The 13,990-nt window shown below is 40.4% G+C and carries 15 protein-coding genes; 5 read left to right on the top strand and 10 right to left on the bottom strand.

All coding sequences use genetic code 11. The annotated features are described in order from the left end of the window. Positions 1 to 146: 146 nt before the first annotated feature. A complete protein-coding gene (locus tag ACXM1Q_RS07650) occupies positions 147 to 845 on the bottom strand; it encodes a 3-oxoacyl-ACP reductase (RefSeq protein ID WP_458517548.1) in 699 nt (232 codons plus the stop codon). Then, on the bottom strand, positions 838 to 1,074 hold the full coding sequence (locus ACXM1Q_RS07645; RefSeq protein WP_458517547.1) for a DUF2829 domain-containing protein: 237 nt from the start codon (positions 1,072 to 1,074) through the stop codon (positions 838 to 840). The genes ACXM1Q_RS07650 and ACXM1Q_RS07645 overlap by 8 nt, the downstream gene beginning before the upstream one ends. Before the next feature lie 156 nt (positions 1,075 to 1,230). Here ACXM1Q_RS07645 and ACXM1Q_RS07640 point away from each other — a divergent pair, with 156 nt between their 5' ends. From ACXM1Q_RS07640 to ACXM1Q_RS07630, 3 genes are read left to right on the top strand one after another with little or no spacing between them, the layout of a single operon-like run. Continuing rightward, a complete protein-coding gene (locus ACXM1Q_RS07640) occupies positions 1,231 to 1,557 on the top strand; it encodes a PadR family transcriptional regulator (protein WP_458517546.1) in 327 nt (108 codons plus the stop codon). Continuing rightward, positions 1,544 to 2,125: a DUF1700 domain-containing protein gene (locus ACXM1Q_RS07635; RefSeq protein WP_458517545.1), complete on the top strand. Its 582-nt coding sequence runs from the start codon at positions 1,544 to 1,546 to the stop codon at positions 2,123 to 2,125. The genes ACXM1Q_RS07640 and ACXM1Q_RS07635 overlap by 14 nt, the downstream gene beginning before the upstream one ends. Continuing rightward, positions 2,122 to 3,033 (top strand): DUF4097 family beta strand repeat-containing protein, encoded by a 912-nt coding sequence (locus tag ACXM1Q_RS07630; protein WP_458517544.1) that lies wholly within the window; start codon positions 2,122 to 2,124, stop codon positions 3,031 to 3,033. Before ACXM1Q_RS07635 ends, ACXM1Q_RS07630 begins: the two co-directional genes overlap by 4 nt. Positions 3,034 to 3,138: 105 nt before the next feature. Here ACXM1Q_RS07630 and ACXM1Q_RS07625 read toward each other — a convergent pair whose 3' ends face one another. The 5 genes from ACXM1Q_RS07625 to rplK form a co-directional block, all read right to left on the bottom strand. Then, positions 3,139 to 3,942, bottom strand: coding sequence for an MBL fold metallo-hydrolase (locus ACXM1Q_RS07625; protein WP_167758474.1), 804 nt, complete (start codon positions 3,940 to 3,942; stop codon positions 3,139 to 3,141). Next, positions 3,932 to 5,299 (bottom strand): cell wall metabolism sensor histidine kinase VicK, encoded by a 1,368-nt coding sequence (vicK, locus tag ACXM1Q_RS07620; protein WP_458517543.1) that lies wholly within the window; start codon positions 5,297 to 5,299, stop codon positions 3,932 to 3,934. Before vicK ends, ACXM1Q_RS07625 begins: the two co-directional genes overlap by 11 nt. Beyond that, the gene (yycF, locus tag ACXM1Q_RS07615) at positions 5,289 to 5,990 is read right to left on the bottom strand and encodes a response regulator YycF (RefSeq protein WP_135037870.1); all 702 of its coding nucleotides are present in this window, start codon (positions 5,988 to 5,990) and stop codon (positions 5,289 to 5,291) included. Before yycF ends, vicK begins: the two co-directional genes overlap by 11 nt. Positions 5,991 to 6,075: 85 nt before the next feature. Then, positions 6,076 to 6,765 carry a 50S ribosomal protein L1 gene (rplA, locus tag ACXM1Q_RS07610; protein WP_135037867.1) on the bottom strand — a complete coding sequence of 230 codons (690 nt, stop codon included), beginning with the start codon at positions 6,763 to 6,765 and terminating at the stop codon, positions 6,076 to 6,078. 259 nt (positions 6,766 to 7,024) lie between these two features. Then, positions 7,025 to 7,450, bottom strand: a complete 426-nt coding sequence (gene rplK / locus ACXM1Q_RS07605) for a 50S ribosomal protein L11 (RefSeq protein WP_135037864.1) — start codon at positions 7,448 to 7,450, stop codon at positions 7,025 to 7,027. A 191-nt stretch (positions 7,451 to 7,641) separates the two neighbouring features. On the opposite strand from rplK, the gene ACXM1Q_RS07600 reads away from it, so the two are divergent. Beyond that, positions 7,642 to 7,998 (top strand): DUF3397 domain-containing protein, encoded by a 357-nt coding sequence (locus ACXM1Q_RS07600; protein ID WP_458517542.1) that lies wholly within the window; start codon positions 7,642 to 7,644, stop codon positions 7,996 to 7,998. A gap of 25 nt (positions 7,999 to 8,023) precedes the next feature. On the opposite strand, the gene ACXM1Q_RS07595 is transcribed toward ACXM1Q_RS07600, so the two are convergent. The 3 genes from ACXM1Q_RS07595 to ACXM1Q_RS07585 all read right to left on the bottom strand — a co-directional run bounded on the left by ACXM1Q_RS07595 (position 8,024) and on the right by ACXM1Q_RS07585 (position 12,162). Then, complete coding sequence (locus tag ACXM1Q_RS07595) at positions 8,024 to 8,410, bottom strand: VOC family protein (RefSeq protein ID WP_458517541.1); 387 nt, start codon at positions 8,408 to 8,410, stop codon at positions 8,024 to 8,026. Position 8,411: 1 nt separating this feature from the next. Beyond that, a complete protein-coding gene (locus ACXM1Q_RS07590) occupies positions 8,412 to 10,700 on the bottom strand; it encodes a DNA translocase FtsK (RefSeq protein WP_458517540.1) in 2,289 nt (762 codons plus the stop codon). A gap of 349 nt (positions 10,701 to 11,049) precedes the next feature. After that, positions 11,050 to 12,162 carry an AI-2E family transporter gene (locus ACXM1Q_RS07585; RefSeq protein ID WP_458517539.1) on the bottom strand — a complete coding sequence of 371 codons (1,113 nt, stop codon included), beginning with the start codon at positions 12,160 to 12,162 and terminating at the stop codon, positions 11,050 to 11,052. Positions 12,163 to 12,243: 81 nt separating this feature from the next. Here ACXM1Q_RS07585 and ACXM1Q_RS07580 point away from each other — a divergent pair, with 81 nt between their 5' ends. Then, complete coding sequence (locus ACXM1Q_RS07580) at positions 12,244 to 13,806, top strand: glycosyltransferase family protein (protein ID WP_458517538.1); 1,563 nt, start codon at positions 12,244 to 12,246, stop codon at positions 13,804 to 13,806. Positions 13,807 to 13,990 lie beyond the last annotated feature (184 nt).

Below are 13,990 nucleotides of genomic sequence, written 5' to 3'. Positions count from 1 at the left end.
CCCTTCCTCTCCCCGCTACCTCACGATAGTCAGGCTTGGGAGTCGCTATTGGGTTCACCGGTAGCAGGTGCCCACAGAGGACTTACACCTCAGATGTACGACATGCCCGTCGTACTAGAAAAAAGCTCGAGTAAAACTCAAGCTTCCTATTTCAGAGTCCAACCACCATCAATCGTTACAATCGCTCCTTGCATCGAACTCATCTTTCCATTGGATAAAAAGACGGTTAACTCTGCCACCTCTTCCGGCTGTGTCCAACGTTTGATTGGTGTTTCCTCCGCTACCTGATCAGCCATACCTCCTGGCTCAAAATCTGACTGCGTCATCCCTGTCTGCACAGCACCGGGAGCAATTCCGAAAATCTGGACACCTGAATCAGCGTAGTCTAGTGCCATTTGTTTGGTCAGACCCATAAGAGCATGTTTGGAACTGGTATAAGCAGCTCCTCCTCCACCAGCAATATGACTCGCAATAGAACACATGGAGATAATCACTCCCTCCCCTTGCTCTACCATCTTAGACAGATAGTGACGACTCAACTCCATCGGTACCCGCACATTGGTATCATAAACCTGTTCCCAAAGCTCCTTAGACATATCTAGAAGCGGAGTATAGGCATCGAGGATACCAGCTGTCAGTAACAAAATATCTACTTGATCGACCCAGTCAAAAACCAAATCCAAATCCTTTGTTAGATCTACCTGTAGAAAATGAAAATCCCCTGCTAATGGAGGTGCTAGATTTCTATCAACTCCATAGACCTGCTCTCCTAGTTTCAAAAAAGCCTGAGCTTGCGCAAGACCAATCCCAGAAGAAACGCCTGTAATGAGTATTTTTCTAGTCATGAACTTCTATCCAGTCCTCTGCCAAAACATCGCAAGGCGTCGGACTCCACATGGAGTAACCTTCTCCTTCTCCAGAAACATGAATCAAGAAATAAGGTGTTACCTCAAGTATTTGTCCTTCCACTTCCAAATGGTCAAAGAGTTGCACGAAATTCTCGGCACCTCCCCAACCCTGACGTACATATTTCTTCTTAGCCCTTAACCCAGGTAAAATTTCTTCAAAACGCATCTATTATTTCCTTTTTTTCTTTGATTATATCAAATAAGGCAGTCAGAGAAAAGAGAGATAAAAAATATATATAAAATTTATATATATCACTTGACTATTCTCTTCAATGAGTATAAAATTTATATATAGAAATTTTATATATAAAGGGGTGATGACATGTATTTCCCAGTTCCATCTCCATTAACGGAGTTTCTCATTTTGGCTATCGTTGACCAGCAGGATTCCTATGGTTATGAAATTAGTCAGACCATCAAGCTCCTTGCAAACATCAAGGAATCTACGCTCTATCCTATTTTAAAAAAACTTGAAAAAAATGGATTTCTGCGAACCTATTCCGAAGAGCACCAAGGACGAAAACGCAAATACTACTCCTTAACCGATTCTGGTAGGGAACAATTGCATTTTTTGAAAAAGGAATGGTTAGAATACACTGAAACCATTTCAAAGATTTTAGAAGGGAGTTTAAAAAATGAAAAAAGATGAATATCTTTCACAGTTAGACCATTATTTACGGAAATTACCTACAGAGGATTATCAAGAAGCAATCGAATATTTTCAAGAATATTTCGAAGAAGCTGGCCCTGAGAACGAAGCAGCCTTAATGGAGGAATTGGGAAGTCCCAAAGAAGCCGCTTATGATCTGATTCAAAATCTATTAGACAAAGAACTTTCAGCTAGTCAGTCAACAAAAAGAAACTTTTGGAAAGTCTCAACGTTGATGGCTCTTGTAATTTTGGCTTCCCCACTGACCTTTCCTATAGCTCTTTTCGTCATTGCCCTGCTCTTCACTATCTTAGCCTTATTTGGAGCCTTCCTATTTATATCACTAACCTTTGGAATAACAGGTATCCTGATTAGCATTGTGGCTTTTTACGAATCTTTTGTAAATCTTGTAAGCAGTCCTGCAAGTTTTGCTTTTGGAATTGGAGTCGGGACTTTCCTTCTTGGACTGGGCAGCCTTCTATGCTTACTAACCTACTCCATTGGAACTTCAAGTGTAAAACTATTGGGTTGGATCTACCGGACTAGTTTGAAAGGAGACAGACGATGACATTAAAAAAATTATGGATAACTGCACTACTACTGATTCTTTTTGGAACTGCTCTTACTGGAATTGCCATTTCAATGGGAGCCTTTCAGGAACTTGGCCAAATCTATGTTTCCACTGTCAAAAAAGAACAACAATTTCAAGCAAAAAAACATATTCGCATCGATCTTTCTGAATATGAACTCCATCTTCTCCCTTCTACAGATAATCGTATCCACATAGAATACTATCCATTATCTGAATCCTCATCTGATACTATTTCAATAAAAGAAGAAAATGAGACATTAATTCTAAAAGGACATGAAAAAAACAAGGATTCCTTTATAGAATATCGGGGAATCGGTGTATTATATCAATGGTTACGGTATCCCGATCAAAGACAACCTGGAAGTATTTACATTGCTATCCCAGCTAATTCAAACCTCCAAACAATCTCTACCCACCTGCAAAATGGCAATATCAATATTAAAAATCTCCAAATTCCAGATTTACAAGTACTAGCAGACAATGGAGACATTACTCTCACACAAGTACAGGCTAGCAAAGCAAGTATACAGACAACCTCTGGCGAGATTACATCAATCAATAGTAGACTTTCAAATAGTACCATCATTTCTGATAGTGCGGCAATCCAACTTCTCCAAGGAAGTTATCAATCGGTTCAAATACAGACAATTAGTGACTCTATTTTGGTTGATCACAGTCTATTTGAAGGGAAAAATAGACTCATTTCTGAAGATGGAGATATTGAAATTCTTCTATCAAAAAATCAAGCACCTTCAACCCTATTCACTAGCCAATCTGCTTTCAGTGATGAAATAGACCTGCCAGCTAAGTTTAGAAACACCTCTAATCCTTCAGTTGAAATACTGGTTGCGACAGATAACGGCTCCATTTCAGTATTGGAATAACATCACAATTGAGCACAGCAAGTTGTTTTCAATCAAACTAAAAAGACCCGACTGGGTCTTTTTAGTTTGACATCACTCATCCAATTTTGAAGAACGCAATCACGATCAAATCCTCGTAAGAGGACTTGCATGATCTGGGGATGTATCCAGAACTTGGAAATCATGCCCAACTGCTAAATCCGCTTGGGCGAGTTGGTTAACCATAGTCATGTGGGCTAATTCCTTAATATTATTTTCCTTACTGAGGTGGCCCAAATAAATCTTCTTAGTCTGATTCCCCAAACTTCGAATCATCGTCTCGGCACCATCTTCATTGGATAAATGTCCTTTGTCTGAAAGAATCCGTTGTTTGAGAGACCAAGGGTAACGGCCACTGCGAAGAATTTCAATATCGTGATTGCTTTCAATAAGATAAGCATCTGCATTTTCAATGAGACTCGCTAAACGATCACTAACATAGCCTGTGTCCGTCAACATCACAAAACTCTTTTGATCTTTCATAAAACGGTAAAATTGTGGAGCAACAGCGTCATGACTAACACCGTAACTTTCAATATCCAGATCACCAAAGGTCAAGGTTTTTCCCATCTCAAAGATATGTTTTTGATCATTTGAAATATTACCCAAATGACCTTCCATAGCTTGCCAAGTCTCCTGATTAGCATAGATATCCAAATTGTATTTCCGAGCCAAGACACCCACTCCATGAATATGATCTTTATGTTCATGGGTTACAAAAATAGCATCCAAATCACTCGCCTTACGATCAATCTCAGCCAGAAGACTTTCAATTTTTTTACCTGATAAGCCCGCATCTACTAGTATTCGCTTTTTCTGACTCTCTACATAAAAAGAATTGCCACTAGAGCCTGAGGCTAAAATACTGTATTTAAATCCCTTATCCGTCACTTTCTGTATCAACTCCTGTTTGGTCGTCCCAATCTCCATCCTCAGAGAGGGCTTTTTCGTATGGTAACACAATCGTAAAGCTAGAACCTTTACCGTACTCACTCTTGGCCCAAATAAAGCCATGGTGCTGCTTAACGATTTCTTTAGCAATAGCTAGACCCAAACCTGTCCCCCCTTGAGCACGACTACGTGCCTTATCCACTCGGTAAAATCGGTCAAAAATTCGTGGTAAATCTTTTTGAGGAATTCCAAGTCCTTGATCAGAGATAACAATGATCAATTGGGTATCTGTAGTTTGCATCGATACCGTAATCTTACCCCCATCTGGTGAATATTTGATGGCGTTATTCAGAATATTATCAAGCACTTGATTCATCTTATCTGTATCAATCTCAATCCAAATAGGAGAAATTGGGTATTGACGTACGATTTCATAATGCTTGCTCTCTTCTTGACTCCTAATTTTGTCAAAACGATTTAAAATATGGGTCATGAAAGCAGTGAAATTAATCAACTCAACTTCCAAATCACTTGCTTCATTATCAATTCGAGATAAACTCAAAAGATCTGTAATCATCCGCATCATTCGATTGGTCTCTGTCAAAGAAACATGAATAAAATCAGGAGCAACAGGCTCTGTCAATGCACCGTCTTCAAGAGCTTCCAAATACGATTTAACACTGGTCAAGGGAGTCCGCAACTCATGGCTTACATTGGAAACAAAGAGGCGGCGTTCCCGCTCCTCTTTTTCCTGCTCCGTTGTATCATGCAACACCGCTACGAGCCCAGATACAAAACCACTCTCACGTCTAACCAAAGCAAACCGCACGCGTAGAGTCAGGTACTCCCCATTGGCATCCTGACTATCAATGGTATCCACTGGGGTATCAATAATCAACTGGCGAAGATCATACCGTTCTTCAATTCCCAACAGATTCAAGATAGATTGGCCCAAAGCTGCCTCTTCAGAAACTCCTAACATGTGACAAGCCATATCGTTAATCAGTGTAATTTCACCTTTACGATTCGTCGCTAAAACGCCATCGGTCATGTAAGAAAGAACACTCGACAATCGGGTTGTCTCCTGCTCTAGATTTTCTTGCGTAACCCGAATCACATCCGACAAATCATTGACGGATGTGATGAGTTCTTGTATGTCCGGATTTTGTGAGTCTATTTCCAATCTGGTATGGTGACCCGCAATTAGCTCCTCAACCTTCTCATTTAATTTACGAATCCGTTGATTGTCTTTTCGATTTTCATATGCTAATAAAGCGACAACAATGATAAAAGCAATGACAATCAGTCCAAAAATAATATCACTAGTAAATAGGAAATCACGAATCTTAATGATCATGGCGAATATAATAACCTACACCACGGCGGGTGAGGATGTATTCTGGTCTGCTAGGAGTATCTTCGATTTTTTCCCGCAAACGGCGAATGGTTACATCTACAGTACGAACATCACCAAAATAGTCATACCCCCAAACTGTCTCGAGCAGATGTTCCCGTGTCATCACTTGACCAACATGAGAGGCTAAATGCAACAACAATTCAAATTCACGGTGCGTTAATTCCAACTCTTGGTCACGCTTATGGGCGACAAAAGCTTCTGGAAAAATCCGCAAATCACGAATCATCAATTCACTCGGTTTGCTCTCTTCTTCTTGAGCATCCACAATCAATTCGGTACGCCGCAACACAGCTTTCACACGAGCCTGCAACTCCCGATTAGAAAACGGTTTGGTTACATAATCATCTGCTCCAATTTCCAAACCAATTACCTTATCAAATTCAGAATCCTTGGCAGAGAGCATAATAATCGGAACATGACTTGTTCGACGAATCGTCTTAGCCACTTCAAGACCATCAATTTCTGGCAACATTAAATCCAAAATCACGATATCTGGTTGCTCTGCTTCAAACACTTCCAAGGCTTCTTGACCATCAAAGGCCGTTACGACCTCATAACCTTCTTTGGTCATGTTAAATTTTATAATATCAGAGATGGGTTTTTCATCATCTACTACTAAGATTTTCTTCATATAAGATCACCTTTCTCGGTATTCTCTTCATTATACCAAAAAAGAGACTAGAACCCTAGTTCTAGCCTCTTTTCATCCTTCCTTCTTAGAAAGAAGATGGGTCTACTTTGATACCAACACCTTGTGTAGTAGTGATGGTTACGTTTGTCATGTAAGTACCTTTAGCTGTAGCTGGTTTTGCTTTAACCATTACATCATGGAAAGCTTTAAAGTTTTCAACCAATTTATCAGCATCAAAGGAAACTTTACCGATGATTGCTTGTACGTTACCTGCACGGTCTGCACGGTAAGTGATTTTACCACCTTTAGATTCTTCAACTGCTTTCGCTACGTCCATTGTAACTGTACCAGTTTTAGGGTTAGGCATCAAGTTACGTGGTCCAAGCACACGTCCAAGACGTCCAACAAGTGCCATCATATCAGGTGTTGCAACGACAACGTCGAAGTCTAACCAACCACCGTTGATTTTTTCAACAAGGTCTTCTTCACCAACAAAGTCTGCACCTGCAGCTTTTGCTTCTTCAGCTTTCGCACCACGCGCAAATACAAGAACGCGTTGTGTTTTACCAGTTCCGTTTGGCAAGACCATTGCTCCACGGATTTGTTGGTCAGCTTTTTTAACATCAATGTTCAAGTTGTAAGCAACCTCAACAGTTGCATCAAATTTTGCAAAGTTTGTTTCTTTTGCAAGTGCTACAGCTTCTTCTACGCTGTATGCTTTTGTGCTGTCAATTTTTTCAAGGGCAGCACGAAGGTTTTTACTTTTTTTAGCCATTTTATCTTTCTCCTTGTAAGTGGTTCAATCGATTTTCATCTCCCACGTCACTCATCGAAATGATGAAGTCTTGCGGGTTTTGGGTTCACTTCTATATTATTGAATTCTATCTCTCAAATATATTCCTGAATTTGAGAAGATAGGCGCAGTGGTTAATTGCTAGTTTCATTCACTTTTCAGTTCTGAAAATAATTAAACCAACTGTGCGGGAATCATACAACAAACTAAATAAAATACGTTAGTTCTGTATGACTACTCCTTAGTCAACAACAGTGAATCCCATAGAACGAGCAGTACCTTCAATCATACGCATTGCTGCTTCAACAGACGCTGCGTTCAAATCTGGCATTTTAGTTTCAGCGATTTCTTGTACTTGTGCACGTGTAACAGTTGCTACTTTTGCAGTGTTTGGAGTACCAGAACCTTTTTCAACTCCTGCAGCTTTCTTAAGAAGAACAGCAGCTGGAGGTGTTTTTGTTACGAATGTAAATGATTTATCTTCATAAACAGAAATCACAACTGGGATGATCATACCAGCTTGATCAGCTGTACGAGCGTTAAACTCTTTTGTGAATCCCATGATGTTGATACCTGCTTGACCAAGCGCTGGACCAACTGGTGGAGCTGGAGTCGCTTTACCGGCAGGGATTTGCAATTTAACAATATTTTCGACTTTTTTAGCCATTTTTTAAATCCTCCTTTGTGGTTTTGGCGGTAAGACTAGTTTTTTACCTCCCACAAGTATGCAATTAGCATACTTTTCTAGTATACAGCTTTTTATAAAAAATGCAAGAGAAAACTTCTTTTCTTTTTATTTTTTTGCCCTAAAAAGACTTTCCGTGTTAAAATGGAGGAAAACGTCAGAGGAGTAGACCTATGCTTTTTTTACAAATACTTGCCCTAGCCCTTCTAGTGGGAATCCCTGTTATGAGTCTTTTCCTAACCCGTCTACTCCCCTTACACAAATTAGGGATACGGGCCATGGATGTGATGGTTCCCCTCTTTGCCTATGCCTTCTACTGGATATCCGCTCAAGCCTTCTATCATAGTCTATTACCAGAATTAGGAGTAGCTATGGGAGGACTTGGCTTAATCCTTATCTGCTTTTTTGTCATCCGCTACCGGACCTTCTATTATTCTAAATTCTTTAAATATTATTGGCGCCTCTCTTTTTTACTAATGGTATTTATGTACTTAGCCATGATTATTTCTCTCTTTTTCCAAGCAAAATAGTTCAGCTTCGCTGAACTATTTTGCTTTATTCATGTAATTCTAGAGGGAGACCATCTGGGTCAAAGAAAAAAGCCATTTTCTTATGATTAAAATCATCATAACGAAGTCCTTGGTGGGGAATCCCCACTTGGTCAAAATAGGCTAAGGTAGCTTCGACATCATCAACCTTAAGTGCTAAATGGCGTAAGCCTGTGTGTTCCGGATTCGGAAGAGCTGGTCTTTTAGGAGCTTTAGGTTTAACAAATAGTTCCAAAACCAAGCCATTCTTTTCAACTAAGATCAGTCTGTCTTCTTTTTCAGGTCGAATGTGATCTGCTTGAATCACAAACCCCAAATGTTCAACATAAAATTCCAACATTAACTCGGCATCTTGGCCAATAATGGCAATATGATCTACTCCAGTAAATTCCATCTTATTCCTCCTCTATCTGAGTCACGAGAACCTTACGGGGCTTGGTTCCCTCTGCTGGCCCAATAACACCTGCTTGTTCCAACTCTTCCATCAATCGTGTTGCTCGGTTAAATCCAACAGATAAACGTCTTTGAATCATAGAAGCTGAGGCTTTTTGCGTCTCGACAACCAGGGATCTAGCTTGGGCGAAGAGCGGATCTCCTTGACTGGATCCGCTGCTTCCAAAGTCTTCCGCCTCATTGATATCTCCTGGATCAAAGGTCTCATCATAATCGACCTCAGCTTGATCCTTGATAAAATTAACCAAGGTTTCAACCGCTTGATCTGAAATAAAGGATCCCTGTAATCGTATAGGATGGTTCTCATCAATTGGCTTGAAAAGCATATCTCCTCGTCCCAATAATTTTTCTGCTCCATTTTCATCTAAAATGGTGCGACTATCTGTACCACTAGACACAGCAAAAGCCACGCGACTTGGAACATTCGCTTTGATCAGACCACTAATAACATCTACACTGGGTCTTTGGGTTGCAAGAATCATATGAATACCAGCAGCACGCGCCTTTTGACCCAAACGAATAATGGCATCTTCGACTTCCTTACTTGCCACCATCATCAAGTCTGCTAACTCATCAACAATAACAACAATCAAGGGGAGAGGAACCTCTTTGACATCAGATTCCGCATTGTGAGCTGCCACCCGTTCATTATAACCTTGAATATTCCTTGCTCCAACCTTGGAGAAACGCTGGTAGCGTTCTTCCATCTCGTCCACTACTTTTTGCAAAGCACGACTGGCCTTACGAGGATTAGTCACAACCGGAATTAACAAGTGAGGAATATCATTATAGACAGATAACTCAACCATTTTCGGATCGATCATCAAGAATTTCACTTGATCAGGGCGAGCTTTCATCAAAATGCTGGCGATAATCCCATTCACCGCTACTGATTTTCCCGAACCGGTTGATCCAGCTACTAACAAATGAGGCATTTTAGCCAAATCAAATGTGCGAACCTGTCCATTTACAGCCTTTCCAAGCGGTAACTCCAACAGTTTCCCTGGATCTAACTGAGCCTGCTCCCACAATTCGCGGAAACCTACTGTAGCAACCTCGCTATTAGGGACCTCAATCCCTACTAAAGATTTCCCTGGAATCGGTGCTTCAATTCGAACATCCTTAGCTGCCAAAGCCAGGGCTAAATCATCAGCCAAGTTCGAAATACGGTTAACCCGAACTCCAACAGCCGGTTTAATCTCATATTTAGTCACCGAGGGACCAATCTCTGCTCTCTCCACCTTAGCATCAATCGAGAAAGAAGCAAAGGTAGATTCTAGAATTCGAACATTTTCCCGCACCTGTTGTTGTTCACGAGACTGGCTCTTACTTTTTTCCTTTGGAAAAAGCTGGATACTAGGAAGTACATAGGGACCCAGTGGACTCGTTTGAGAAAATTCTTGAAAAGTGCCTTCAACTTCTTCTTCCTCTGCTGTCTCCACTTCTTCCAAGAAAATCGGTGTTTCCTCTAACATCGTTGATCCATCTAGAATTTCACCCGTCTCTAAGTCTACTGCTGGTAAGGGGGCTTCAGGGATTTGCTCTTTTTCATAAGTCCTAGCTAAGTCTTGCTGTTCTTCCTCTTTTTTTATTTTTGCTTCAAGCCGTCGCTGACGCTCCCGCAAATAAAGACTTTCACCTGCTTCAGTTAATTGATGATAGGTATTCAAGAGCCAATCTCCCACATCATAGACGGAGAGTTGACTCACTAACAAACTACCTAGAGCTAGTAGGAGAATGCCGATAAAATAGGACCCTATATTGGAAAATAAAAATGCGATGGGAATGTAGAGTAATAGCCCCAAAAGCCCCCCACCTACAAATTGAGTTACCTGTAAGCCCAGCAACTCACTCGTCAAAATACTGAGATGACCGCTGAGAACATCCACTTCTTGCGGCAGTCCACCCACAAAATAAGCTTGCCAAATCACTAACAGCCCCGCTAGAACTGCGGTCACACCTGGCCAAAATCCTGGACGATCCCTTAACCATTTAAATGTGAAGAGATATATAAATATCATCAGTAAAAGGGCAGGGGCTAGACTCCCCACACCCCAACGCACTAAATTATAAAGGGTAAGACCGAAAGCTCCCACTTGAAGAAGGGCTACAATAATCAGAACAGCCAGTCCCAGGGAAATAAACATCCGCCGAATAGCTGCCTGTCTAACCTGCTCAGCCTTACTAGGTCTCCTTGTCTTTGTTCCTGTTGTTTTCTTTTTATTTGCCATAGTCCTATTATACCATCTGACTTCCTATAACCTAAAAACAAGTTCAAATCTCCTCTAAAAACAGAGTTCCTTCAGCTCCAATTCCAAACCAAGTGGAAAATAGTAACCAGTAACATACTAATCTAACTGTTCAAAGGAAACTCCAGAAATAAACTTCGAAAACTGGAATTTCCATTTTATACTCTGATTTTCTAAAACACTGAACTCACGTTTCAAAAACGACTGACCTCGTTAAGAATCCCAATCAATGTAAGCAAAAACGGCCTCTTCCAGACCGTTTTTATTGACAATTTAACACAAGGATTAGATATAACTCTTGTTCAACAAAGCCACTCTAGCTGACCTTCCCTTATAGATCTGTATCCAACTGCTTGCGCATTTGATTTTCCTTGTGATGTTCATAGAGCTCCCAGGCAAACTTCACAATTTCTTTTAAAATCGAATATAAAGGTATAGCCACAATCATGCCTACAATCCCATAGATATTACTAGATAACAATAGCAAGATCATAATGGTAATCGGGTGCACTTTCATAACCCCACCTACAATCCGAGGATAGAGAATGTTTCCATCCACCTGTTGAAGGATTAGCATATAGATCAGGGCGATAAACATTTTTTGTGGATCCAAAAAAGTATAAGTTATCAGCATGGGAATCATCCCAATAGTAGGTCCCACATATGGAATGAGATTACACATTCCCTGGAATATCGCAAAGACTAAGGCGTAACGAATGCCAATAATCGAATAACCTGTCAAGGTAAGGGCAAAAATAATCAGGGCATCAATAGAGATTCCGCTAATATAACGAGCGATTGTTTTATTCAATGTCGTCAACAAGGAAGCAATATCCAAAGAATCACGTTTTAAAACTGTTCGCTGCAACATAGGAAGAAGTTTTTTTCCATCCAATAAGAAATAGACCAGAAAAATAGGTGTCATAATTAAAATGAAAGCTGTATTAATAACCGCTGAAAATAGGCTCCCAATACTGGTCGAAACATTATTCAAAATATTTTGCAAAATATCTACATAAGACAGATTCAAATCGGCTACAGTTTTTTGAATATCAACATTCCGTAAAATCGGCTCTTTCGCCAAATGATTCACAAGGGACTGAGCCTCATGGTAGATTCCCTGGCTAGCATAAATCAAACTGGTCAACTGATTGATTAAAATTGGAAGTAGGTAGATTACTGCCCAAACGATAAGGCCAATCACACCGGCAACAGCCATCAAACTTCCCAAACCACGTTTGATTTTAAAGACTTTTTCTAAAAACTCGACCAAGGGATTGGTGATGTAATAAAAAAAAGCGGCCAGAAGGAAAGGAATAAGGATTGTATTCAAGACCCGAACGGCTGGAGTAACAATCTCTCCCATCTCCCTCCACAAAAAGAGAACCAGACTACATAGAAGAATTTCGACAGTCCAGAAAAATAATTTACTCTTTTGAAACATAGCGTCCTCCTCTCCTTATTCTAGCATAATTGTGGTATGATTTTAGAAGAATATTTCAATCCAAGAAAGAGGTGTCCCTTCGTGCGCCGTTTTTTTAACTACCTGAGTCAGTTTGGAACTTATCTAGTCCTCTTACTAGCAGGAATCATTTGTAGCTTTTTTGCTTTTTCAACTCTTTTTGTAACAACATTTATCCCCATAAAAATTTCCGAGGGAGTTGTTTTTCAAGTCAATCCCTGGTATTTTTTACCCTGTTTAATCCTATTTCTATGGGGCTTGGTTCGAATTCGACCTACTTTTGAAAAAATTTCCGATAGACAGTTTTTCAAAGTCATGACCATCTGCTACCTTCTCATGGGAGCTTATCTACTTTTTAATGTTGAAGGACAGATACGGGCTGATGCTAAACATGTCTACAAAGCAGCACTAGCTTTTAATCAGGGGAATTTTGATTCTCTGACAACAATCGGGGCCTATATGTATCGTAACCCCCATCAACTGGGGCTTCTAAGTTTGGAGCGGATTTACGCTGCAATCATTCCAACAACCTATCTTGCCTTTGGTATGAACCTTATATGGACTCTAACCAATAACTATTTAATCTGGAGATTGGGACGAACCTGGGGGCTCAGTCAGTTGACAAGGAATTATCTCCTATTTTTCAGCTTTGCCTTTCTTCCACATTTCTTCTTTATCCTTTTTGTGTATGGAAGTACCGTCGGACTGACAGCCTGTCTTCTTGCTCTGACTTTTTATCAAATATTTGCCCGCAAACAACAACTAAGATATGGTTTGCTAACAGCTCTATTCCTTGGCATCGCCTGTGTTATTCGCAACAACTATATTATTTTCGGATTGACAATCTTGGGGATTCTGTTTCTCTCCATTCTCAAAAAATTCACCTGGAAAAAGCTACTGGTTGGAATTTCTTGTGTCATTTGCATGGTCGGTATGAACAAGGCTGTTCTTTCTTATTATGAGGGAGTTATAGGACAGGAGATTGGACCAGGAACTCCTAAAATCGCCTATGTGACCATGGGGCTCAGGGATGATCCTGATCGTAAAACTCTAGGAGGCTGGTACGATGGTTACAATACCAAAATCCTCCAGCGGAATAATTTTAATGAAGAACAAGCCACCGAAATGGCCAAACGTGATCTACGAAAACGGATCGTGACCTTTATTAAAAATCCACTCTATGCCTTTCGTTTTTTCTTTCAAAAAGGTTATTCAACTTGGACGGAGCCAACCTTTCAATCTATTTGGACAGGGCCTAATCGTTGGGAGCGGAATCAAGAAACCTTCACCTCACTCCTTCAATCTCTTTATGAAGGGCGTACCGCCTACCGTCTCTTTCATTTTTCCATGAGTTTACTTTTATGGACAATCTACAGTTTCTCCGGTCTCTACCTTTTTTACCTATTTCGGAAAATCCAGCCTGACTTTCCTTCCACTCAGCTAGCAGGTGCAATCTTCCTGCTCGGTGGCTTTCTATTCCACCTTATCTGGGAGACTAAGAGTCAGTATGTCTACATGTATATCCTACTCTTGACCCCCTATGCAGCACAAGGACTGGAACTCGCCCTTTCCTATTGGGATAATAGAAAAATAAAAAACCTTCAAAAGAAACTAGACGACAACTAGTTATGAGAACACATCGCACAAAAAACGAGCTATTCCAGTTTGGAATTGCTCGTTTTTTCTGTTATGGCTTCAAGCCAGTTTTTCTCGAAGAGAAAAACAGAAAAACCACCAGCTATGCTGGTGGCTGACAAGGCTTTGAGCTTCCATTTCTTTTTCCTGATATAATCTAATTGTTCAGGTTAGA

Source organism: Streptococcus sp. 10F2, assembly GCF_054331515.2.
The sequence above is the reverse complement of the archived record's forward strand: the minus strand, read 5'-3'. Positions and strand labels throughout refer to the sequence as shown.